This window comes from Acinetobacter sp. LipI_15 (genome assembly GCF_058242865.1).
In genome coordinates this window covers 728,782-751,099 of the sequence record NZ_JBZAYN010000001.1, presented here as the reverse complement: position 1 = coordinate 751,099, position 22,318 = coordinate 728,782, and the positions used below count along the sequence as shown (strand labels likewise).

The 22,318-nt window shown below is 39.8% G+C and carries 23 protein-coding genes; 5 read left to right on the top strand and 18 right to left on the bottom strand.

Annotation, left to right across the window (positions count from 1 at the left end; genetic code table 11):
- The first annotated feature begins 372 nt into the window (after positions 1-372).
- The 3 genes from AC4CU0_RS03615 (at position 373) to AC4CU0_RS03605 (ending at position 5,238) form a co-directional block, all read left to right on the top strand.
- The gene (locus AC4CU0_RS03615) at positions 373-3,204 is read left to right on the top strand and encodes a ribonucleoside-diphosphate reductase subunit alpha (protein ID WP_180164137.1); all 2,832 of its coding nucleotides are present in this window, start codon (positions 373-375) and stop codon (positions 3,202-3,204) included.
- A 299-nt stretch (positions 3,205-3,503) separates the two neighbouring features.
- Entirely contained in the window at positions 3,504-3,626 is a 123-nt protein-coding gene (locus AC4CU0_RS03610) for a hypothetical protein (protein WP_265937026.1), read from the top strand.
- A gap of 328 nt (positions 3,627-3,954) precedes the next feature.
- Positions 3,955-5,238, top strand: coding sequence for a ribonucleotide-diphosphate reductase subunit beta (locus AC4CU0_RS03605; protein WP_078191110.1), 1,284 nt, complete (start codon positions 3,955-3,957; stop codon positions 5,236-5,238).
- Positions 5,239-6,036: 798 nt separating this feature from the next.
- On the opposite strand, the gene AC4CU0_RS03600 is transcribed toward AC4CU0_RS03605, so the two are convergent.
- Positions 6,037-7,203 (bottom strand): low temperature requirement protein A, encoded by a 1,167-nt coding sequence (locus tag AC4CU0_RS03600; protein ID WP_490742482.1) that lies wholly within the window; start codon positions 7,201-7,203, stop codon positions 6,037-6,039.
- Between the two features lie 300 nt (positions 7,204-7,503).
- On the opposite strand from AC4CU0_RS03600, the gene AC4CU0_RS03595 reads away from it, so the two are divergent.
- On the top strand, positions 7,504-7,953 hold the full coding sequence (locus AC4CU0_RS03595; protein ID WP_180004736.1) for a hypothetical protein: 450 nt from the start codon (positions 7,504-7,506) through the stop codon (positions 7,951-7,953).
- A gap of 28 nt (positions 7,954-7,981) precedes the next feature.
- Here the strand turns inward: AC4CU0_RS03595 and AC4CU0_RS03590 are convergent, their stop codons facing one another.
- The gene (locus AC4CU0_RS03590) at positions 7,982-8,653 is read right to left on the bottom strand and encodes an HAD-IA family hydrolase (protein WP_180009333.1); all 672 of its coding nucleotides are present in this window, start codon (positions 8,651-8,653) and stop codon (positions 7,982-7,984) included.
- A gap of 98 nt (positions 8,654-8,751) precedes the next feature.
- On the opposite strand from AC4CU0_RS03590, the gene AC4CU0_RS03585 reads away from it, so the two are divergent.
- Positions 8,752-9,519 (top strand): hydroxymethylpyrimidine/phosphomethylpyrimidine kinase, encoded by a 768-nt coding sequence (locus AC4CU0_RS03585; protein ID WP_078191115.1) that lies wholly within the window; start codon positions 8,752-8,754, stop codon positions 9,517-9,519.
- A gap of 74 nt (positions 9,520-9,593) precedes the next feature.
- On the opposite strand, the gene AC4CU0_RS03580 is transcribed toward AC4CU0_RS03585, so the two are convergent.
- The 16 genes from AC4CU0_RS03580 to AC4CU0_RS03505 form a co-directional block, all read right to left on the bottom strand.
- Positions 9,594-10,652, bottom strand: coding sequence for a DUF1176 domain-containing protein (locus AC4CU0_RS03580; protein WP_490742481.1), 1,059 nt, complete (start codon positions 10,650-10,652; stop codon positions 9,594-9,596).
- 518 nt (positions 10,653-11,170) lie between these two features.
- Entirely contained in the window at positions 11,171-11,617 is a 447-nt protein-coding gene (locus tag AC4CU0_RS03575; protein ID WP_218946117.1) for a YybH family protein, read from the bottom strand.
- Positions 11,618-11,642: 25 nt separating this feature from the next.
- Positions 11,643-12,326, bottom strand: a complete 684-nt coding sequence (locus AC4CU0_RS03570; protein WP_180004734.1) for a DUF2939 domain-containing protein — start codon at positions 12,324-12,326, stop codon at positions 11,643-11,645.
- A gap of 187 nt (positions 12,327-12,513) precedes the next feature.
- Positions 12,514-12,849 carry a YegP family protein gene (locus AC4CU0_RS03565; protein WP_168378556.1) on the bottom strand — a complete coding sequence of 112 codons (336 nt, stop codon included), beginning with the start codon at positions 12,847-12,849 and terminating at the stop codon, positions 12,514-12,516.
- Between the two features lie 273 nt (positions 12,850-13,122).
- Positions 13,123-13,485 (bottom strand): 5-carboxymethyl-2-hydroxymuconate Delta-isomerase, encoded by a 363-nt coding sequence (locus AC4CU0_RS03560; RefSeq protein ID WP_180009870.1) that lies wholly within the window; start codon positions 13,483-13,485, stop codon positions 13,123-13,125.
- 162 nt (positions 13,486-13,647) lie between these two features.
- Entirely contained in the window at positions 13,648-13,989 is a 342-nt protein-coding gene (locus tag AC4CU0_RS03555; RefSeq protein WP_490742480.1) for a zinc ribbon domain-containing protein YjdM, read from the bottom strand.
- A gap of 155 nt (positions 13,990-14,144) precedes the next feature.
- A complete protein-coding gene (locus AC4CU0_RS03550; RefSeq protein WP_490742479.1) occupies positions 14,145-14,513 on the bottom strand; it encodes a DUF488 domain-containing protein in 369 nt (122 codons plus the stop codon).
- Positions 14,514-14,558: 45 nt separating this feature from the next.
- Positions 14,559-15,005 carry an SRPBCC family protein gene (locus tag AC4CU0_RS03545; RefSeq protein WP_078191122.1) on the bottom strand — a complete coding sequence of 149 codons (447 nt, stop codon included), beginning with the start codon at positions 15,003-15,005 and terminating at the stop codon, positions 14,559-14,561.
- Positions 15,006-15,334: 329 nt separating this feature from the next.
- Complete coding sequence (locus tag AC4CU0_RS03540; protein WP_180041517.1) at positions 15,335-15,721, bottom strand: ribonuclease E inhibitor RraB; 387 nt, start codon at positions 15,719-15,721, stop codon at positions 15,335-15,337.
- 133 nt (positions 15,722-15,854) lie between these two features.
- Positions 15,855-16,790 (bottom strand): SNIPE associated domain-containing protein, encoded by a 936-nt coding sequence (locus AC4CU0_RS03535; protein ID WP_490742478.1) that lies wholly within the window; start codon positions 16,788-16,790, stop codon positions 15,855-15,857.
- 497 nt (positions 16,791-17,287) lie between these two features.
- Complete coding sequence (locus tag AC4CU0_RS03530) at positions 17,288-17,953, bottom strand: pseudouridine synthase (RefSeq protein WP_078191125.1); 666 nt, start codon at positions 17,951-17,953, stop codon at positions 17,288-17,290.
- Between the two features lie 85 nt (positions 17,954-18,038).
- Positions 18,039-18,497: a hypothetical protein gene (locus AC4CU0_RS03525; RefSeq protein WP_490742477.1), complete on the bottom strand. Its 459-nt coding sequence runs from the start codon at positions 18,495-18,497 to the stop codon at positions 18,039-18,041.
- Between the two features lie 1,799 nt (positions 18,498-20,296).
- Positions 20,297-20,554: a hypothetical protein gene (locus tag AC4CU0_RS03520; protein WP_180171161.1), complete on the bottom strand. Its 258-nt coding sequence runs from the start codon at positions 20,552-20,554 to the stop codon at positions 20,297-20,299.
- Between the two features lie 105 nt (positions 20,555-20,659).
- A complete protein-coding gene (locus tag AC4CU0_RS03515) occupies positions 20,660-20,869 on the bottom strand; it encodes a hypothetical protein (RefSeq protein ID WP_078191130.1) in 210 nt (69 codons plus the stop codon).
- Positions 20,870-21,344: 475 nt separating this feature from the next.
- Positions 21,345-21,920: a DUF4126 domain-containing protein gene (locus tag AC4CU0_RS03510; RefSeq protein WP_490742476.1), complete on the bottom strand. Its 576-nt coding sequence runs from the start codon at positions 21,918-21,920 to the stop codon at positions 21,345-21,347.
- A 127-nt stretch (positions 21,921-22,047) separates the two neighbouring features.
- Positions 22,048-22,191 (bottom strand): zinc ribbon-containing protein, encoded by a 144-nt coding sequence (locus tag AC4CU0_RS03505; RefSeq protein ID WP_078191132.1) that lies wholly within the window; start codon positions 22,189-22,191, stop codon positions 22,048-22,050.
- Positions 22,192-22,318 lie beyond the last annotated feature (127 nt).

The window sequence follows — 22,318 nt, the reverse complement described above, 5'->3', positions numbered from 1 at the left end:
ATAAATTTGGATACATTTTCATCGGATAAAAACTGACTGGTTAATTCACAACTTTTTACGCTTTCTGAAGTTATCCACAATGTTATCTATAAGCACTCTTTTTCGACTTTGCTATGCTATGCCCTTGTCGGATAAGGCATATATAACAAAGATAAAAAATAGGGATTTTTACGCAATGGAAGGCAGTTCGGACTGACCGAAATTTTTAAATAAATGTCAATATTGATCTACCCTAAATTTTCCCGTATCTTGTGTTCAATAAATTTTTAAACCACTAGGTCTTGTGTTTAAACCTCAAACACTGTGGCATAAAAATTGCCCAGTTCAAACGGTCCTAACATAAAAATAGATGACAAATGGAGCTATGCTAGCATGAGCGTAACGAATTCAACCCCTGGTCAAATTCAGGTGATTAAACGCACCGGTGACGTTGCACCTTTTGATGCAGAAAAAATCTCTGTGGCGATTGGTAAAGCGTTCTTGGCCGTTGAAGGCCAGCAAAGCGCTGACTCCAGCCGTATTCATGACCGTATCTCTCAATTAACTGAGATGGTATTGAATACCTTTAACCGTCGTTTACCTTCTGGCGGTACCATTCATATTGAAGAAATTCAGGATCAGGTTGAACTTGCGCTTATGCGTACAGGTGAGCAAAAAGTTGCTCGCTCTTACGTGATTTACCGCGAACAACGTGCCGAAGCTCGTAAACAAACTGGTGCTCACCATCACCCTACTTTACAAGTGACAGGTTCAAACGGTCAGCTTAAACCGCTTGATCTTGGCGCGCTTGAGGCAAATATTGTCAAAGCAGCTGAAGGTTTAGAAGGCATCGATGTTCGAGCGATTATCGATGAGACTGTAAAAAACCTTTATAACGGCGTAAAAGAGTCAGACATCTCAACGACCATGATGATGGCTACTCGTACACGTATCGAACAAGAACCAAACTATACATATGTGACTGCGCGTTTATTGCGTAATGACCTTGTTGCTACAGGTTTAGAGTTCTTAGGTTTAGATACTGACACGAATGAAGGCGACGCTTTAGAAACTTTCTTGAAGAAAGGTATCGAGCTTGATCTTCTTTCTCCAGAACTACTTAACTTTGACCTTGCAAAATTGGCTGCTGCGATTCAACCAGAACGCTCAAACCAATTTACTTATTTAGGTCTACAAACCTTATTTGACCGTTACTTCATCCACTCAGATGGCGTACGTTTCGAATTACCACAATTATTCTTCATGCGTGTTTCAATGGGTCTTTCATTGAACGAAGACAACCGTGAAGAACGTGCAATCGAATTCTATAACTTATTGTCTAGCTTCGATTACATGGCGTCTACGCCTACTCTATTTAACTCTGGTACTTTACGTCCACAGTTATCTAGCTGTTACTTAACAACCATTTCAGATGACCTTTACAACATTTATGGCGCAATGCGTGATAACGCAATGTTGTCTAAATGGGCGGGCGGTTTAGGTAATGACTGGACGCCAGTTCGTGCGCTTAACTCGTACATCAAAGGTACGAATGGTAAGTCACAAGGTGTTGTACCGTTCCTTAAAGTTGCCAACGATACTGCTGTTGCAGTCAACCAAGGTGGTAAACGTAAAGGTGCAGTATGTGCATATCTTGAAACTTGGCACTTGGACATCGAAGAATTCCTAGAGCTTCGTAAGAACACCGGTGATGACCGTCGTCGTACCCATGACATGAACACAGCGAACTGGGTTCCTGACTTGTTTATGCAACGTGTATTCGAAGATGCTGAATGGACTCTATTCACACCATCTGAAACACCTGATTTGCATGACCTAACAGGTGCAGAATTTGCTGAACGCTATGCTTACTATGAAGGCATTGCGAAAGAAACCAACATGCTACATAAGAAAGTCCGTGCGAAAGACTTATGGCGCAAAATGTTGTCTATGTTGTTTGAAACTGGTCACCCTTGGATCACATTCAAAGACGTATGTAACTTACGTTCACCACAACAACACGTTGGTGTAGTTCACTCTTCTAACTTGTGTACAGAAATTACGCTGAACACGAACGAAGATGAAATCGCAGTATGTAACTTAGGTTCAATCAACCTTGTACAACACGTGCAAGGCGGTGTGTTAGATCGTGAAAAGCTTGCTCGTACAGTTAAAACTGCTGTTCGAATGCTCGACAACGTGATTGACATCAACTACTACGCTGTTCCTCAAGCACGCAACTCGAACTTGAAACACCGTCCAGTGGGTATGGGTATCATGGGCTTCCAAGATGCTTTATACGAAATGAAATTGGCTTATGGTTCTGATGCTGCGGTTGAGTTCGCTGATGAATCTATGGAAGTGATTTCTTACTACGCGATTCAAACATCTAGCGACTTGGCACTTGAACGTGGTACTTACGAGACATTTAAAGGTTCACTTTGGGATCAAGGTATCTTGCCAATTGACTCTTTAGATATCGTACAAAAAGCTCGTCCTGACCGTATGTTCGAAGTTGACCGTACAACACGTTTGGACTGGGATACTTTACGTACTAAAGTTCAAAAAGACGGTATGCGTAACTCAAACGTGATGGCGATTGCACCGACTGCAACCATTTCGAACATTTGTGGCGTATCACAGTCAATCGAACCAACTTTCCAAAACTTGTATGTGAAATCTAACCTTTCTGGTGAATTCACAGTGATCAACCCGTACCTAGTACGTGCGTTAAAAGATCGCGGTCTTTGGGATTCTGTAATGGTCAACGACCTGAAACACTTCGAAGGTTCGGTTCAAAAAATCGCACGTATTCCTGAAGAGCTTAAAGCAATCTTCGCGACTGCCTTTGAAGTTGAGCCACGTTGGATTGTTGATGCTGCATCACGTCGTCAAAAATGGATCGACCAAGCTCAGTCTCTTAACCTTTACATCTCTGGTGCAAACGGTAAGAAACTCGACATGACGTATAAAATGGCATGGTTACGTGGTCTAAAAACTACTTATTACCTACGTGCATTGGGTGCGACTTCTGCTGAGAAATCAACCATTAACACTGGTGCATTGAACGCGGTTAAGCCTGCTACTGTTGCAGCACCTGTAACTGCAGTTGCAAAAGAAGAACCTAAAGCTGAAGTTGCTGCTGAAGAAGAAGGTTTTGGTCAAGCGGCTCCAGTGCCAATGGCATGTTCAATTGACAACCCTGATTGTGAGGCTTGTCAGTAATCTGACAGGTTTTAAATCCTCCCCAACCCTCCTTTAATAAAGGAGGGAGATTCCTCGAAGCAAATGGCGGGATGCAAGTCCCCCTTTGCAAAAGGGGGATTTAGGGGGATTAAAAATTTAGGCAATAAAAAAGCCCTCTAGCGTCCGTCAAAACTAACTAGAAGGCTTTCAATCTCGATGTGGCATTGCTAAGAGGTCACCCCGAGGCTGGCATTAGAGAATGCGATAGTAATTCTATCATTGAATTTACAATCGAGCCAGTAGAAGTCATCTAAGCAAGTATTATGAGGTACTTAGCCATGGCGAATAAAGCTGCTCGAAGTGCTATCACGGGTCAATATGTAACTTTGGAATATGCTAAAAAGCATCCTAAAACTACTGTTGTTGAAACCGTGAAGCCAACTAAATCATCTAAAAAATGATTTTAATGTAATTCTTAGTCTCGACTAAGAATTACCAATGAAATAAAGGACACCACCATGCCACATATGACCCATAACTATCAGTTAGGACTTGTTGCCTTGGTGGTTTCCTTTATTTTGACTTTTTATGTCCCGATCGCCTATTTCTGGTTCAAGGCATATAAATCGCGTAATCAAAATAAGTAGTGGGGATAGTTGCTCTACCGAACACTTTTAGAGCAGTGATCGACAAAACTTAATTTTGCTTACACAAATTGAGCGTATAGTAGGACATCTCAGCGACGCTGGATGTCTATAAAAGATATAAAGCAACGAAGAGAGAACTGTTATGTCTATCCTAAGTTGGGACGATTTCGAAGATGATGAACCGAAACAAGCTGCACAAGCTCACCAGCCTGCGCCCGTCGAACCGCAAAAAACGACTGATTCGCAAGTGGTATCTAATGCACAGCACTCATCGCCGAATTTGGCAGCTGCACAACCCGCTCGAACCAGTACAAATCGACCAACAGATCCAACCGATCCGTTGGCAAGAGCATCTAACGCTCTAGAAAATCTAGACGTTGCACCAGGCTTAGAAGAGCTAGAAATGGGTGCTCAGCGTGTTCAAGTTGATGATAAAGCGATGATCAACTGCCGCGCTGACTTAAACCAACTTGTACCGTTCAAATACGAATGGGCTTGGCAAAAATATCTAGACGGTTGTGCAAACCACTGGATGCCGCAAGAAGTGAACATGAACCATGACATCGCACTTTGGAAGTCTGAAAATGGCTTAACCGAAGATGAGCGTACCATTGTTATGCGTTCTTTAGGTTTCTTCTCGACTGCGGATTCTTTGGTTGCAAACAACTTAGTTCTTGCAATCTACCGTCACATTACCAACCCTGAATGCCGTCAGTACATCTTACGTCAATCATTTGAAGAAGCGATTCACACGCACGCTTACCAATACTGTATCGAATCTTTAGGCATGGACGAAGGCGAAGTCTTCAACATGTACCGTGAAATTCCTTCAGTGGCTCGTAAAGCAGCTTGGGGTCTGAAATATACACAATCTTTAAGTGATCCTACTTTCAAAACAGGTACACCTGAAAACGACCAAATCTTGCTTCGCAACTTGATCGCGTTCTACTGCGTACTTGAAGGTATCTTCTTCTACTGTGGTTTCAGCCAAATCTTGTCTATGGGTCGTCGTAACAAGATGAATGGTGTTGCTGAGCAATTCCAATACATCTTACGTGATGAATCTATGCACTTGAACTTTGGTATCGACATGATTAACCAAATCAAGATCGAGAACCCTCACCTATGGACTGCTGAGTTCCAAGAAGAAATCATTCAAATGATTCTTGAAGGTACTATGCTTGAAATCGAATATGCTCGTGACACTATGCCACGCGGTGTATTGGGTATGAATGCAGGCATGATGGAAGAATACTTGAAGTTCATCTGTAACCGTCGTTTGAGCCAATTGGGTTTGCCTGAACAATTTGCTGGTGTGAATAACCCATTCCAGTGGATGTCAGAAATGATGGACTTACGTAAAGAGAAGAACTTCTTTGAAACTCGCGTAACGGATTACCAAACTGGTGGCGCGTTAAGCTGGTAATTGATAAATATTTAAACCCTCTTCGGAGGGTTTATTTTTTGAGAATAAAGCATGGAAATAATAATAAATACAACAACAAAAGAAAATTCACTGATTTATAGGTCGTGGATATGCATCATTATTATGGGGCTTCTTTTCGGCATGTATTACCTGTTCATACAACGCTTTTACCTACTCATTATCGCAATCATCATTACGCTTCCAGTAACACTCATTGCTGCAACAAGAACATGTCATCACTGCTATTTTAAAGCACTAACATTTAATAGCTTGGTCATATTCAGCATATGCTTTTACCCACTTATAATTTTTAATCATACAATTTCGATTATCTTCATAAGCTACTGTTTAATTGATGGATATCTTGTACAAAAGAAAATTAAAACGCTGCTCAAACAACCTAATTTTATCCAGTCGATCCCTACAGTAATTTCCAATAGAGACCAATTCAGTCTTGACCATGAATTGATCCACGGGAGAATATGGCAACGAAAATATCACCTGCCTTTACTCTATTTAGTAATTTTATTCACTATTCCATTGGCTTTTCTATCGAGATTAGAAAACAGCTATTTTCTTTACGTACCTGTTAGCTTATTTCTCTCCTTTTTCATTTGGGAGTACACCATTAAGAGATATATTTATTTTTCTTATTTGTTCAAATCACACCTTCCTCACATTCAAACTACACAATAGACAAGCTAAAAATAACTGTCGTTATGAAGATTACGGACGAATACCATCATCAAACCAAGGTCATAGTCCCTTCATCGCAGACGGAACCATGACAATAAACCTTCATTTTAAATAGCATTTTGTAAACATCAACCTCAATGCATATACCACTGCCATCGCAAATATTGCATAACCTGCGGGTGTGATAAACAACGGAATACACAAAACAATCACCACGGTTAAAGGATATAAAAGTTTTCTAAAACCACTTTGATGATGCAATTCATGGAGTAAATATAAACTTGTCGTATAAATCACAAGGCTGATCGCCACAAAGTAGCTTTCTTTTTCAGAACTAATCAGTGCCTCATGCGAAACCACATCGACTGCGGCAGCTAAACCTGCACCAATCGCCGCGATACTAATAAAAACAAAGAAATGTCCATACCCCCAAGTAAATGCCATTTTTCGGCTATTTAAACGCTCTGCAATACTGGTATCAAAATAAGACCACCACATGGTGAACATCATCATCAGGCCGCCTACCATCAAAAAGATCAGTTCAGTACTAAAACGTTGATTCGTTAATGCATCAGTCATCGCAATCGAACAGCCGACAATAGATTCGCCTAAAACGATAATGGTGAGCAGTGAATATCGCTCTGCAATATGATGCGCATGCCAAGGTGTACGGCTTGCAGCTTCTGCAAAAACTGGCACAGACAGTTCAGCAATTGCAAGTAAAATGAAAAGATAAACGGTGAAATGCAGCGGTGAAAAATGAAAGAACAGCCACCCCACTTGTACCAGTATTATGCCAAAAGCATAGCGTAATGCAGTTTTTCGACGGGACAGATCATGCTTTGCAACGCGAAACCACTGCGTAACTAAGCCGAGACGCATAATGGCGTAACCAATCACAATTACGTCAAAATCCTGCTTTTGAAAAGCGCTTGGAATACCAGCAGCAATGACCAAAGAGCCAATAATCTGAACAAAAGTTAAGATTCGATAGAGCGCATCATCATTATCATACGCCGAAGCAAACCAACTAAAGTTCATCCACGCCCACCACAAAGCAAAAAACACCATGCCATACAGCGTTAAACCCTGAGCCAAATGATTTTCAACAATGGCATGATGCAGTTGCTGCCCTGCGGTTGCGATCGCCACGACAAAGATCAAGTCAAAAAGCAATTCTAAAGAGGTCGCGACACGATGATGCTCATGTGGATCACGTGGGTGCAAAGGTTTGAGCCACTGACTAGGGAATAAAAATGATTTGGACATAGCATTCAGCTTTATTGTTTTCTGTCTGAATTTTTTCAAAAGCCTGAAACAGTTACAAGATCGATTACATAAATCAGATGAGAAACAGTTTTCTAGAAAAAGGATAATGGCTTTAAAAACACACTTAAGATTTAGATATTTCAATTGTAGAAGTTAAAAATTCAAAGTGACAAAACTGCGAAAGACGTTTTAAGATAAAAACTCGATAGATCGATGTGTTTTTTATATCTCAGCTATATTTTTCTCTAAATTTTAATGACATACTGCTATCCACTAAAATAATAATGAAACCTAAAAGTAATGTTAGAAGAAAAATTAGCGTCTTTTCCTGACGCAGTTTGGGTACAGATTCATTATGATCAAATGCAAGTTTTAACGCGTGATCATCAAATTGTAGCTGAACAAAACTGCCCTCTGGCTTTTATAGAACGTGGAAGTTTTGTCCGAAACTATCATGTTGCAGAACAGTGCTTCAACCAACTCATACAACAGATCCACTTCAAGTGGTATGAGTTTGGACAGCCGGTTATTTTTATTCAGTTAAAAGAACGCTTAAGTGAAGAAGTCAGCGCACTCGAGCTACAAGCCATTCAAGAAATGGCTCTAAGCGCAAATGCACATTTTGTATTTGTTTACGACAAACATGGTATCGCACTCGAAGCAGAAACCATCAAAAATGATGAGTCTCCTTTGCTCAAATGGCTTTTCTGTGGGGTGATCTTGCTCATTTTGCTGATTATCTTTAAATAATCAGCATCATTCATTAGGTTCGGTGCAACTACGACACTTTCTGCTGCTGCAATTGCTCAATACTCGAAATCAAATCGTTAAAACCGTCAATTACTAGCGCTGGTGCAGCCATTTGAATTTCTTCTGTACTACCATAACCATAGCTCACAGCAATACTCGGCACAGCATTACGGCGCGCGCCTAAAATATCGTACTCACGGTCTCCCACCATCACACATTCCTTCGCATCCAACTGTTCTTGCTGCAAAATGTATTCAATTAAATCGCCTTTGTTGGTTCGCTCACCGTTCAGTTCACTGCCATAGATCACAGTAAAATATTTTGCCAAATCAAAATGTTCTAAAATTTGGCGGGCATAGACCGTCGGCTTTGCTGTAGCGACGTACAAGTGAAAGCCTTGCTGTTGTAAAGTTGCTAGAGTGTCGGCAACCGCAGGATACACTTTATTTTCAAATAAGCCCGTAACGGCAAAGCGCTCGCGATAACCAAGTAAAGCCTGATCTGCAAGTACATTATGCATATCGACATTGAGGATTTTGGCCAAAGAGGCTTTCAAAGGTGGTCCAATGATCCAATCGATATTGGTCTCATCCGATATGGGATGTCCAATTTTCGCCAGTCCATAGCGTGCTGAAGTGGTAATGCCAACTTTTGGATCTGTTAATGTTCCATCGAGATCGATCAATATATTCTTAATCACAGCTTTTACCTTATCCATTCACTTCTGCAAAAATACTATCGAGTGTTCGCTCAAAGTTGCCTATACTATCGCAAATTTTGTGTAATAAGGACATCATTGTGCGCCCTACTGTACTGTGCTTTTCAGGTCTTGACCCTTCAGGTGGTGCAGGACTGCAAGCGGACATTGAAGCCATTGGTCAAAGTGGCGCACATGCTGCCATTGCGTGTACAGCATTAACCGTTCAAAACTCACAACAAGTGTATTCGTTTGAAGCAACCTCTCGTGAGTTATTGCTGGCTCAAGCACATGCCGTCGTCGGTGACCTCCCTATTCGCTGTGTAAAATCAGGAATGTTAGGAACGACTGAAAATATCGCGGCTCTCGCTGAGTTTTTACGTGAACATCCCGAATATCACTATGTTCTCGACCCCGTTTTAGTTGCCAATAGTGGTGGCTCTTTGGGCGATCAAGCAACGTTGGTCAAAGCCTTTGCAGAACTGATTCCTCTTGCCACGGTGCTTACACCCAATACCGTAGAATTACGTGCGCTCACAGGTGAAGAGGATATCTCTAAGGCAACTGCGCAGCTTTTTGCGATGGGTGCTCAAGCGGTATTAGTAAAAGGTGGGCATGAAAATACGCCTGACTATATCCAAAACTCGTTATATGTTCAGGGTGAATTAGTCTCTGAAACCCGTTGTCCACGACTGGATGGGGAATATCATGGTTCGGGCTGTTCATTGGCGAGTTTTATTGCAGGGCGTTTAGCCTTAGGTGATGAGCTCAAAACGGCTGTTCATCATGCCGAAACATGGCTATTTGGTGTGTTGAAAATCGCTGAATCACCAGTTGTCGGAGGACAGAAAATTCCAAAACGTTTTTAAAGTACTCGGTTATTTATTTAAACCCGATAGAATAAAACGCTGCATCATTTAAAGCCCTGAATATCAGGGCTTTTTCAAATTAAGAGTCGAGTTGAACGCGATATACTAAGGTTGGAATTTCCCATGCACCACCAGCAAATCCTTTGCACTGTGTGGTTTTTGCCATATAGGTTTGGATAAAACGCTGACCATTCCAAGACCACTCCCCCCGTACTATGACAGTCACCAATGCCTCGCCCACGTTGATTGGAAAAAATTTGCCCTTCGCTAAAACCACTTCCAGAAAAGGTCACGGATTGTTTGATTTGCTTTAAGTTGCGATCCATCAACCAATAACCATTACCACTATTATATGCCCCACGCCAACATGGCACTTCGACCAAGGCATTTTTCCCATTGATTGGAAACACCACGACCCGATCATCCTCTAAAAAATTTGCATCAAAGAGTTGAGGACAATCTTCCACTGTCGTTTTCTTCTTTATCAATCCAAATAATTGTTTGGCGGTGGGCGCATTGACGGCATACCGTGTTTGTAAGCCTTTACTGTAATTTTGAATATTCACTTTCGGAATACTTTTCGGTTTGAGTACATTGGCCGAACTACTATTGGCTTTACGTAATAATGCTGAATTTGTCCCTATTCGCTTTTGAAAATCATCCATACGGAGCAAAACCGCACTAGCACCTTGTACGGACAATAACCATGTTTTGTTGTTGCCTTTCCACACAATCGGTTGATTGGCTTGTAAGGCTTGAATCAGTTTTTGAGTTTGAGCTGCATTTAACTGACCTTCCGCAGTCTTGGCATCAAGCTGCACAGTTCCCTGATTTTTACCTAAAATATAAAGTTGAAGTGGTTGATTTGCCGCATTGAAGGTTTCAGGATCGAGTTTTACTCGTGCGCTGACTTGCGCTTGAGCTCCCGCAGCACGTTGTAATAACACAGAAATAGCTGGCTGATTGCCCTCCGCTTGATAACCTGCAACGCGACAAGTCCCCGTATTATCACAAGCGATTTCCCAATCCTTATGTGAAAAATAGTTTCCTTGAATTTGAGCTAAGCTCACACTACAACCCAATGCAGCAACGTAGCCTAATAGAAGTTGCCAGATGACATTATTTTTGTTCATGTCTTTGGCTCAAAATAATTATATTAGAACCATCTTAAAATGCTTTTCACTGAAACTCCAGTCTAAAAAGATCTGCTGCATCATTTGAAATTATGAAGACGAATCATTCAGTTGCTGTATCTCCTCACATTTTTTTCGCTTCACATTTTCATCACTGAGCGTATTCATCAAATCTGCCGCCAGTCCTTTTAAGAGACTCATATCATCTATAGTCATTTGCAGCCATTTGATTCGGCTGCCGATTTAAAATATAGAAACTTCACAACGCAACACTATTACGACCTCTAAGCGCAACGCCTGTATAAAAGCGAATGCGGTTACCCGAGTTGTGACTTAAATTTTAGTAAATTGAGGAAGTATTCATTTTAAATATTTGTGCAACAAAGCCCTTCTGAACGATGGTCATTATTTTTAATTTAGGCTGAAGTTTTAGGGCTGCATACGCATTTCATGTAATGATTTGCAAAGAAAAAAACAGAGCTTTATAGCTCTGTTTTCATACTGCGTTTCGAGAGGAATTAAAAGGTAATCACTTTACTTTGATGAGTCACAATATCCACGGGAACAGAAATATGTTGATGAACGATCTTCCATTGAGACTGCGTTTTTTTCATCCCAATGGTATTACGACACCACGAGATCCCCGGCGTCGGTATCCCGCTCTGATCATCAATTTTGGAATAACAGTGCAGAAAGGCAATATCAGGATCTGCATGGATGACCAATTCCCGCCTAAATACCTTTAAGCCTTCACGAAAATACTCCCGATAAAATTCCCACATTTTTTGATATGCCATTAAGCCACGCATTTCACAACTGGCATCAAAAAAGTACACATCTGCTGCGCAGGATTCAGCAATATTTTCAATTTTCAATTGGCAGATGACCTCATCCCAATTGGCTAAAAATTGCAGAATTTCATCAGCGGCCTGTTGGTCACCAACTATTTTGATTTTATCTTGCATCTCTGGCACCTATTTATTTTATTTTTTATGAAGCATTGTTCTGGGCGGCGTTTGGAAGTTGAATTTTAACGATCTTCCAGCTCCAACCGCGGCGTTGCATACTAAATACGGTATATTTTTCTTCGCTTAGGCCTTGGAGCGGCACATACAGATCAAATCGATTCCAAGCGCTATAGCTGGCTTTGGGTTCAAGTGGCTGGCTTTGCTTTAAAGCAACAGCGGTTGCAGTTTCGTCATTTTTGGATAGTGTTGACGCATAAGGTTGTTCTGCGACCTTATTTTCAGCATGCGTGAATAGTTCAATCCCTGGGCTAATCATGCTCGGATTGGTCAGTTTGGTTATTTCTGGTAGTTGGATCGACTCTTTTAATGCTTTGCCTTGTAAAAGCAGCATGATACTGGTTGGATTGACCAGACTGTCGACTAGCGTTGCACTGAGGACTGTGCTGAGCTGCCCACCCCAAGACTGGGCAAATTCGGGTAAATGCTGTAGCCCAGTTTTCTGTTGAATGAGGTCTTCAACTTGTGGTTTTAGACTCGATTTGACTGCCGCAAAATCGATATATTGAGCAATTTTTTCAGGTTGATTGTGCTCATAGGCTTGACGTATTTGATACAACACCCAATACGGAGACGCAATCATCCAACCCATGACGATGATCAAAATCGTAATGAGCCCATAATACAAAATATGATTCTGCTTATTCATCGTTCACCACTCTAGCCAGTGAAGTTGTGGTACTTCCTTGTACCGTCAAATAAGCCTGATCTGATTGAATAGCGTCCAACCCAACAGCACTTATCTGAGAACCATATTGCTTTTGACCTAGTGATTTTGACGAGCCTTCAGGTTTTGTTTATCCCGCGTTGACTGTCTCGATCAGGTTGTTTCAAATTTAAGCAGTTAGATCTTTAATTTGGGTACTTGCACCATTGGTTTTAACTGATTCAATGCCTTTATCGCGTGATTGCTCACTGGCATAAAATTGGCTGGTCCCAATAATTTGATGGTTTGCCGCTTTCAAATTAAAATATGGTTTGCCATTTTTGGCCGTCAGTCGTTCAAAACGACTGTCATCTGAACTGTTCTTTTGTACAGACTCAATCCCGTTTTGGGCTGATGCTTTCGCTTTATATAATTCACTCGTTAAAATGATTTCACCGTTCCCTGCTTTTAATACAAAACGAAACTGCTGATCATTAGAATGACTGATCTCGTACCATCCCGACATATGTTACCCCTTCATTTTCATTGTTTTATCTATTATTCGATCAGGATTTGTTGTTGGAAATTCAACCTGATCTACAGAATATAAATGAACTCGGTCACATTTTTCAATGTCTTTTTTGATCAGTGTAAAGGCTTAAAATTTAATCACTAAGAAAATGATTTTCAATAAATAATTCCAATAAAAAATAATCCGACCGAAGTCGGATTTCATCATTCTTTCATCATGCTGAATTTGTGAATAGAGTTGCATTACTCAACGCATTGAATAAAGGCTTTAAGGACTGACGATCTGCTTTGAATACGTCGCTTTATTCATTTCTAATATTTCCACACAAAGTTGCACTTCTATTGCTGAAGCTGTGACATGTTGTTTCAACACGTCCAATAACAACAATGAAATTTGCTTTTGAACTTCAACCGTTCTACCCGTCAATAATGAAACTTTGGCATGCATATACGCATGTTGAGCGTGTTCATCCAAACCCACAACAAACTCTTCCTGAGCGACAGCGCGGCTCTTAATATCATTGATGGCACTGACATGACCCGATTCAAATAAGGCAGCGTTCAGCGCTTTAAGTAAAGGACGAGCCTCAAGCTCAAGGTTGTTAGAATATTCCAAATGAATATGCGGCATAGTAAAGACATTTCAAACCTGTAATGCTTCTATTATGCAGGCTGAAAAATAAAATCTATAGCGGATTAGTTATCTATTTCATGTTTAAGTAGACATCCTAAGCCAAGTGTTGACTTCGCTTAGGATGATTGAAGGCTGCTTTAGAGCGAACAAAAACGAAACTTAAACTTTTTTCACGTATTCAGATTTGAGTTTCATTGCTCCGATACCATCAATTTTACAGTCAATGTCATGACCATCTGTTGCATCAGCTAAAAGACGGATATTTTTAACTTTGGTGCCAACTTTCACTACTGAAGATGAACCTTTAATTTTAAGGTCTTTCACCACAGTAACCGTGTCACCATCGGTCAATACATTGCCATTGGCATCTTTAATCACTATCTGTTCATCTGCAGCTCTTTCGCCTTCACGCCATTCATGTGAACATTCAGGACAAATCAGTAAATCACCATCATTATAGGCATATTCAGAATTACATTGGGGACAATTGGGTAAAGACATAAAAGACCTCAAAAAAGATGGACGCAAAAATCCATAAAAACTTAATATAACATTTTTATGTATTTCATAAACTTAAAAACCATAAATATCGTATGGTTTAGTGAAGTTATGACGATGTACATAACACAACGCCACAGTACTAATCGGTTTAAATTTTAGATCTCTAATGAGGTGTTTAATATCAACGCTTTTAAGATATGCGCATGATTTTTATCTATATGTTTGGCCGCTGTGAGTAAGGTCAGGGGCTCCTCTTTTTCCCATGCGCGCAGTTGTTCTAACTCGGCTTGATGGGGTTGTATTTCTTGCAAATAGCGCTGTTTAAACTCGTCCCAACGAGAAGCCATTGCTTCGTCTTGATGATACCAACGACGTAAATCTGTAGATGGCGTCAATGCCTTCGGCCACAAATCTAGCTCTGCGCTCACTTTACTGATACCACGCGGCCACAAGCGATCGACTAATATGCGTTTACCGTCGTCTGGGCTTATCTCATCATAAATACGTTTAATGTGTACAGTCATTAAGCCCTCCTTCGCCTATTTGCAGTTTTTCAATCATTCGTCAGATTATTCATCGGGGATCGCTGGATTCACTAAAAAAGCCAGTAACTGTAAAGACTCCTGCCAACCCAAATAACAGGCATCAGGTGGAATAACGCTCGGCAACCCTGCCTGTACAATCGTCACTTCGGTTCCTACTGATACCGCTTTAAACTCAACAGTGACTTCGATTTCACCGGCCAACTCTGGCATATCAAATTGGTCTGTATAGCGCAGTAAATGATTCGGCACGACTTCATGATAATCACCATGAAAAGCGTGTGTGGTTCCCGTTGAAAAATTTTGAAATGACATGCGGTACGAGCCACCTACACGCACATCCGAATGTTCCACATGGGCCGTAAATCCATGCGGTGCCATCCATTTCACTAAAGCATCTGGCTCCACAAAGGCACGATAAACGCGCTCTACAGGCGCACTAAAAACACGATGTAATCGAACAGTATTGCTCATGATGATGTCCTTTTGTCATTGTTTTCACTGAATCATCCACATGCATTCACCCTCGCTTTATCGTCCATTTTTATCACACTGAAACGTTCTAAATGAAACAGCTTTGAGACATGCGAGAAAGGTCATTGCTGTTCAATACTATAGTGAATCCTACAGATTGATCCCATCACTTTAACGCAATGCCGTGTTATGTTTTGTGAGCTGCATTCATATTGATTTTTATAAAAATATTGAAAAATCAAAATTTTACACAATTTCTCTAAAATTTAAATAATAAAAAACCCAGTTGAAAGACTGGGTTCTTGTTGCTAAAGATGCAATAGTGAGACTTAGCTCAATTGTGCTTCATCTTCTTCCAGATCATCATCTTCATAGATATAAGCCATACAACCCCAGCCGTCATATTCGCCCGAATGTTGTTCCGCAATTTTAATAAACCACTGCTCTAAATCAACGATATCTTCATAATCAGGTTCCATATAAACATAGACCGTGATAATCCATTCCACGCGATCTGATTCTTCATCTTGGAACAATGAAATTTTTTGCTCTTCTTTCAATAAGTACAATGCACACTGTTCAGCCTGCTCTTGAGTCGAAAAGGCAATTGAATATTCGATTTCGTGCGGCACAGATAGATCGTCACCATCTTGCTGCATCTGCCACAGCACATTGCCATTATCATCATCTGGAAATTGTTTAAAATCACGAGTCATTGTACTTTCCCTTATCGTTTATGAATTTTATTCTGTTGACTTAGATTAACGGATAATTGTTGCAATTTGCATTAGCTAAATCTCTTTAATCAGAAATAGACCGCCGAAGTGATCTTTCTGATAACCATTCAAATTAAACCACAACATCCATGTGGGCCTGAGTTTCTTTAAGATGTAAAACCAAAGCTGCCATTTTCAATTCTTCTAAGCGTAATTGTAGATAACTGTCGAGTACCCGTGCCTGACTAAAATGTACACCATGCGCATTGAGCAAGGTGAAATCATCCGCCAAAGCCTGCAATAGCTCACCTAAGTTTTTGGTATTTAATTGGGCTAAATACAAATCAGCACGACTATTAAACACCAATGTAAATAATTGCATCGCAGCCAAACGACGTTCTTCATCAACATAATTACATTTTGCAGTCGATTGCTGCTCCATTGCATCAATCATTTTGCAACGTACCGCAGTCAAATTTTGGTTTGCCGCAGATTCATTCATGCCATCCATCAGCTGATCTAAAATACTCTGTAAAGGTAAAAAGAATGCTGACTGATAGCCCCGTATTTTGTTGTCCAAAGCACGGTTGATGTTTTCCAAATGCTGCTGATCCAGCGCTTGGCTATACAAACCCTTTAACTCGGCACGGGCTTGTTCCTGTATTTGTGATTTAGCTCTTTCTTGATATTTGCTCAAATACTGACGTACTTGTTCAATCTGTGCGCGAATATCATTCAACATAATATCGGCATTGGCTTTGGTGACTTCCACCAAACCATCAGCCTGTAAAGTTCGATACTCAACATATTGTTCAATCTCTACAATATGTTGATATTTTGCTACTTTATCGACTTGGATTTTGAGCCCACAGTTTTGAATACGTAATTGACTGATTTCATAATTCAATTCATCTTGCTGAGACTCTGTTTCAGCCAGTTTTAGCCGCGTACGGTCGAAGTTTTCCTGCAGTGAACGTAGGGTTTTATCATTTTTCAATTTGCGGTTATAAACAAAAAGGAGAGCCACAATTAATAGGATGATAAGGACGATTAAAGCAATATTGATCATTTGCCAATCCTCAAAATAAGCTTCAATAATTTAAGTTTATTCCCCAAAACAAACCTAATTTATAAAAATTAAAATCAATAATTTATTTCATATTAGCAGAATAAATGCAAAAAACTGTATTTATCTGACCAAATACACACTTGCACACAATTTAACTAAAATGCTGTTTTAAATCATTTTAATAAAATATTTTTATATTAAAAAAGTAATCATTCAATATTCATTAGAAAATATAATAAAACCTTAAAAATGGCGTTTATTTACTAAAAGCTACAAAGAAATTTAATATCAATCTTTCTAAATTTTTCACATACTTTATAGAGATATTTAAATTATTTATATATCCCCAGAATTGGGGATATAGTGTATATCATGAATCATTTTTAAGCAGAAAAACCTATTTAAAGCTGTAGATATTCTGCGCTTTTTACGAGTCCCAAAGGTTTTAATTCAATGCAGCAGTTTTTATGAACAATGAGCATTCACATGAATATGCTTTAAAATTCTGCCGCACAATGAATATGAACAGCTTGTTGAGTTAAAGGCTGGGTAAATGCCAGATCGCAAGCATGTAACGCCATCCGTCCGAGTGAGCTCTGTTTTGCATTCGGGTGATACAGTTGATCCCCTGTAATTGGGTGCCCAATATGCATCATGTGTACACGTAGCTGATGAGAACGCCCAGTCACTGGTGTTAATAATACTCGGCTAATATCCTTGCTTGCGTCATAGCTGATGGCTTGATACAAGGTTTTTGAAGGTTTGCCCAATTCAAAATGCACCATCTGTCGTGGGCGATTTTCCCAGTCCGTAATGAGGGGCACTTCAACACTGCCCTCACCTTCGAGTTTGCCTTGAACCAAAGCCACATATTGCTTTTGAACCGTCCTCGCTTGGAACATTTTACTCACCGCCACTTCTGCATCGCGGTGTTTCGCAAACATCAAAATGCCTGATGTTGCCATGTCTAAACGATGGGTAATTTTTGCAGCAGGATACTGCTCCAAAACACGAAGATAGGCACTGTCATGATGCTCAGGCAAACGTCCTGGAACCGACAACAATTCCGCTGGTTTTTCGATGACAACCAAGTCTGCATCTTCATACAAAATACGTAGAGGACCTTGAGGCGGCGCATAGACAAAGTTGGGATCTAAAGGCATGGACAGACTGTGTACTGGGAGAATGTCGGCAAAATAACAACTGACTAATTCGCTGTCAATCGACTTTGGCCGATCAGGTCTAACCCTAACGATTATTGGTCCCCAATTTACCAAAGGCTGGTGCTAATGAATGAGACAAATCATCCTCCAGTAACTGTAAGATGCTTGCACTCGTGGTTGATGGATACTGATGTAGTGTGATGCGATATTTGCCCTGAAACCACTGTGACAAATGCAAGGCATAAGTTTGTTTAGGCCCAAGACCTAGATGTTGTTTTAAACGGTTCTTTATACCTGTCCGTGATGATCCAACATACAGAATGTGATTGGGTTGATTTAACTTGGCGCAAGCATGGGTTTTCAATGCCTTAAATGCGGCATAATCCTGATATGTCTGCTGTATATCGCCACCAACCTGCTCTATCACATAAATATAATGTGCGTGTAGAGCAAGATCATCAAAACTTGAAAACTCAAATATACGCTCAGCTTTAGTCTGCTGTGCCTGCAGACAATCCTGTATCAATTGATCAAGATAACCCATAACAAAATTATTTAAAATTTAGATAGTTAAGCATAACAACTTTGTGAAAAAGGACAATCCGAAGCTTAGATTAAGTTTGAGTTGTTCTGCGTGATATTTATTACATCAGCAGTGATCAAAGTTTTTTGGAATTTTGAAAAAGATGGAAAAATTTATTATTGATTGAATTCTTAAAAATTTTTTAGGGTGTAAGAGAAAACAGTATTGTTTACTTCAACTATCATCACTTTGTAAGTCATGATCTTATAGCCTATAAACTTCTGGTTTATAGCGTCCTAAGCTGAATCGAGACCTTTTGGGTGAGTACTGTACACGTGTTTTGCACCACTGACAGCATGCTACTCTTTTCAATCTCTATCACACCCTTGAGATATATAGTAGTGATTTCGATGAGGGATTGTTTCCCTGAAAATTACTATTTTTGGCTTATTTTAAAAATATTTTTCACATTTAAAGATATATTGAAAATATTTTCTTCTTGCATCATGTTTTAGCATTTTTTCCATCTGATAAATGACTTTTACCGAGAATTTTCGCCATAGCTTAGCACTCAAACCATCGGGATCATTTGAATTTTAGACAGGACTTTTAACCAATGAGAACTTGTATTGAAATGAGTTCTCCAACTGGATTAAGAGTCAATAATGCATACCACAGCGAGATTTGAAAATTGAGGTGTGCTTGAAAAAAGTAGCAAAAAGTACAGAGGCTATTCAATGCGATGAAAATGTGATGAAAATGAAATTCCTTCAGATTTAACACTTGGCTTAGGACTATTTTTACGGGAGATGCCTGATGATCTTTAAGCTTATGGTGATTAAACGGGTGTGGTTTGTTTTATGCGGATTAAAGGAGTAATGATTCATTATTCTTTTTTATTTTGGCTTAAATTTTTGGGGTGGTATAAGAGAAAACAATATTGTTTACTTCAACTATCATCACTTTGTAAGTCATGATCTTATAGCCTATAAACTTCTGGTTTATAGCGTCCTAAGCTGAATCGAGACCTTTTGGGTGAGTACTGTACACGTGTTTTGCACCACTGACAGCATGCTACTCTTTTCAATCTCTATCACACCCTTGAGATATACTTTAACCAAAGGGCATCGGGATTAATTTCCTAAGTTTTTCTAATTTTCTGCAAATTCAGCAAATTTTTTCAGCCATTTTAGGTTTAGCAGGATATTTTATCTTTTTAGCTCATTTCAGCGTTTTTTATCTGCAGATTTGCCCAATTATAAGAAAATTTTCTTTTACAACAGACAAAACGTCCAAACACAGCGTCAAATTTAAAAATATATCGCCGCTGAACATTCCCCCTCCGGTTCAATTATCTACATTGATTATGACTCACAAAACACCGCTCAATGAGTAACTAATGATCTAGATCTATCTTTGTTCTACTTATTGAACTGATGTTACGCAGTAACATCAAAAGCGCAATTTGATTCAAATAAATGAACGATACGCGCTAACGTCATCCGCAAGTGTTTGAGAAAGAGCTACTTTTAATCAAAAATGTTTTGCGATACTGTGAATAATTTGACGGTAATGAGCGAGTTTTGCGGTGAGGAGCATTGCTCCGCAAGATGGTTTCCTTGCGAAGCTTCGCTTCTCATTTTGCCGAATGAGAAACAACGTTTCGTAAAAGTACCTCCAGCCGAAGGCTAATCCCTTTATTCAATCCCTAGATATAAGACGCCGTCGAATAGAATTAAAAATCATTTTAAAAGTGCAAAACTACTTTTAAGTGTGTAACATCAGTTATTTAATGGATGATCTATTCAACGCATGATTGGTCATTGAGCTAAATAGCTTTGTACCCACTGTGCGCTAAACCACCAACCACTACATGCTGCCATACCACAGAGTAAATTGGCCAAAATTTTATTCATTCGGCTGAGGTCTGATGCATATATTTTGAGATTGATCAAATAAGCAATCACAGCATATACCAGTCCAATCGCACCACCAATGATGATCAAGATCAAAGGCCATGCTGCATAGGCATGCGCCTCTGCTGGATATTTTGTAGAACGGATGGTTTCTGTGGTCATGCTGTATATCCTGTTAATAACGCGATTACCTGTTTTAGTTAGCAATTTCTGCGCCATTTTTCCTGGATATACAGCGTTATTTCAAGGTTAATGCATGTTGAATTTCTAGCTTTGACTACAGCATTTATCGCAACCGACAACTTTTTCTGTTGGCCAACTCATTCGTGCACGCTTATAAGCGAGTTCGAAATTGGCAAAATAACCAATCAATATTTGCTGGTCAAATTGCGGCATGTCTACACATCCTTGCGTACCATTGTGAATTAAATGTGAGCCATTCGTTAAGGCATTTTCATCGACTATAAATTTAATCATCTACCATTCCCCTCATTATTTTTTATAAAATTGAAAGATTAATAAATCCATATAAAAACTATGTGATTTATAATCACATACAAAAATTATGCCTTTATTGTTCAAGAATCAATCGGTATTTAAAGATTTTTTTAGTCGTCTCTTGGATAACTTAAACGCAGAATGATGTGCTCTTTTAGGATGGATAGGTGGGATTGCTCGATTTCATTTTTTGCGCTTAAGCCAAGTGCTTGGAATGTTAAATAAAAGTATTTTCACCCGAACTGGCATTAACAAATACGGCGTCCAAATCAGACAACCTATATTACTCGTCGCTAATTGTATGAAGGTCTGTGTATCAAATGTACTTCTTATAATCTTTATCAAACGCTGCCAAAAACTCAGTTTCGGATTTTTATTTCTATATTTATTAAGCAAACACGCAGATCACTCACTCTAAAAGATGGATTCATTTTAGAGTGGAATCTTGACTGGTTTATAAAGGGGTATCGACCTGTACAGCTCGTTTATAGCGAATACGTCGAACCAACCAGATCACGATCGCAATCACTAAGATCACCACGAAAAATGGGACTAAAAATGCCAATACTGACAAGACCGCAGCACCAATCCATTCCCCTGTAGATAAGATCGGATTTGCAACGCCACCTGTGGTTGCGGTAGAGACACCACGCGCAGCGACGGTACTCATTTGCACTGCTGTTGCTGTACCACCACCGACGATAATTGCTGCCGCCCAACTGGCAAACTGTGACATTTCACCTGAGCTTACTGCCATTGTGGCGATGGTCCCTGCAATCATAGCTGCGGGTGTTGAAATGGTGTCGAGGGCATTGTCTACCCAAGGAATATAGTACGCGGCGATTTCACAAACCGTCGCAATTGCTAAGCCAATACAAACCGCAGGCATAGACAACCATTCGAATCCTTTCATTGGTTCGAATAGTCCTAAAATGGAAGCAACACTCATCACCAATAAAGGTACAAAGACACGGAAGCCACAGGCAGCACTTAAGCCAATACCGATACACAGTCCTAATATTGTTTCCATGGGCTTCTCCGAACGGTTAAACGTACAATTTGTTTTTATATATGCTGTGTTATACGTTAGCAAAAAGCCCTATCGAGTGATAGGGCTTTTCTTTCTAAACAGCGGATAACTGTTAGTGTTTTGCAGCTTAGGCATTCTTATTGTTAAATTGATTGCCTTGGCATTTGGTACACGGTGGTAAACGATCAGTACCAATTTCTAAGTAGACGCGGTGTCCGCATTGAACACAAAAATAGAAGCCTGTTCCGGGTTTTTGACCAGCAGTAACCATTTTTGTTCTCCATGTGTTTTTTAGAAATGGTAGATTCAGTATAACCCTCTTGTGATGAATGTCTATTGGTCATTTCGACAATTGATAATGGCATTTAGGCAAAGCATAATTTCGAATGGAAATTTTG

Excerpts from the sequence above, each read along its gene's own strand:
- AC4CU0_RS03615 (WP_180164137.1), top strand. The coding sequence starts at position 373 with ATGAGCGTAACGAATTCAACCCCTGGTCAAATTCAGGTGATTAAACGC.
- AC4CU0_RS03610 (WP_265937026.1), top strand. The coding sequence starts at position 3,504 with ATGGCGAATAAAGCTGCTCGAAGTGCTATCACGGGTCAATATGTAACT.
- AC4CU0_RS03605 (WP_078191110.1), top strand. The coding sequence starts at position 3,955 with ATGTCTATCCTAAGTTGGGACGATTTCGAAGATGATGAACCGAAACAA.
- AC4CU0_RS03600 (WP_490742482.1), bottom strand. The coding sequence starts at position 7,203 with ATGTCCAAATCATTTTTATTCCCTAGTCAGTGGCTCAAACCTTTGCAC.
- AC4CU0_RS03595 (WP_180004736.1), top strand. The coding sequence starts at position 7,504 with ATGTTAGAAGAAAAATTAGCGTCTTTTCCTGACGCAGTTTGGGTACAG.
- AC4CU0_RS03580 (WP_490742481.1), bottom strand. The coding sequence starts at position 10,652 with ATGAACAAAAATAATGTCATCTGGCAACTTCTATTAGGCTACGTTGCT.
- AC4CU0_RS03575 (WP_218946117.1), bottom strand. The coding sequence starts at position 11,617 with ATGCAAGATAAAATCAAAATAGTTGGTGACCAACAGGCCGCTGATGAA.
- AC4CU0_RS03570 (WP_180004734.1), bottom strand. The coding sequence starts at position 12,326 with ATGAATAAGCAGAATCATATTTTGTATTATGGGCTCATTACGATTTTG.
- AC4CU0_RS03565 (WP_168378556.1), bottom strand. The coding sequence starts at position 12,849 with ATGTCGGGATGGTACGAGATCAGTCATTCTAATGATCAGCAGTTTCGT.
- AC4CU0_RS03560 (WP_180009870.1), bottom strand. The coding sequence starts at position 13,485 with ATGCCGCATATTCATTTGGAATATTCTAACAACCTTGAGCTTGAGGCT.
- AC4CU0_RS03555 (WP_490742480.1), bottom strand. The coding sequence starts at position 13,989 with ATGTCTTTACCCAATTGTCCCCAATGTAATTCTGAATATGCCTATAAT.
- AC4CU0_RS03550 (WP_490742479.1), bottom strand. The coding sequence starts at position 14,513 with ATGACTGTACACATTAAACGTATTTATGATGAGATAAGCCCAGACGAC.
- AC4CU0_RS03545 (WP_078191122.1), bottom strand. The coding sequence starts at position 15,005 with ATGAGCAATACTGTTCGATTACATCGTGTTTTTAGTGCGCCTGTAGAG.
- AC4CU0_RS03540 (WP_180041517.1), bottom strand. The coding sequence starts at position 15,721 with ATGACTCGTGATTTTAAACAATTTCCAGATGATGATAATGGCAATGTG.
- AC4CU0_RS03535 (WP_490742478.1), bottom strand. The coding sequence starts at position 16,790 with ATGATCAATATTGCTTTAATCGTCCTTATCATCCTATTAATTGTGGCT.
- AC4CU0_RS03530 (WP_078191125.1), bottom strand. The coding sequence starts at position 17,953 with ATGCCTTTAGATCCCAACTTTGTCTATGCGCCGCCTCAAGGTCCTCTA.
- AC4CU0_RS03525 (WP_490742477.1), bottom strand. The coding sequence starts at position 18,497 with ATGGGTTATCTTGATCAATTGATACAGGATTGTCTGCAGGCACAGCAG.
- AC4CU0_RS03520 (WP_180171161.1), bottom strand. The coding sequence starts at position 20,554 with ATGACCACAGAAACCATCCGTTCTACAAAATATCCAGCAGAGGCGCAT.
- AC4CU0_RS03515 (WP_078191130.1), bottom strand. The coding sequence starts at position 20,869 with ATGATTAAATTTATAGTCGATGAAAATGCCTTAACGAATGGCTCACAT.
- AC4CU0_RS03510 (WP_490742476.1), bottom strand. The coding sequence starts at position 21,920 with ATGGAAACAATATTAGGACTGTGTATCGGTATTGGCTTAAGTGCTGCC.
- AC4CU0_RS03505 (WP_078191132.1), bottom strand. The coding sequence starts at position 22,191 with ATGGTTACTGCTGGTCAAAAACCCGGAACAGGCTTCTATTTTTGTGTT.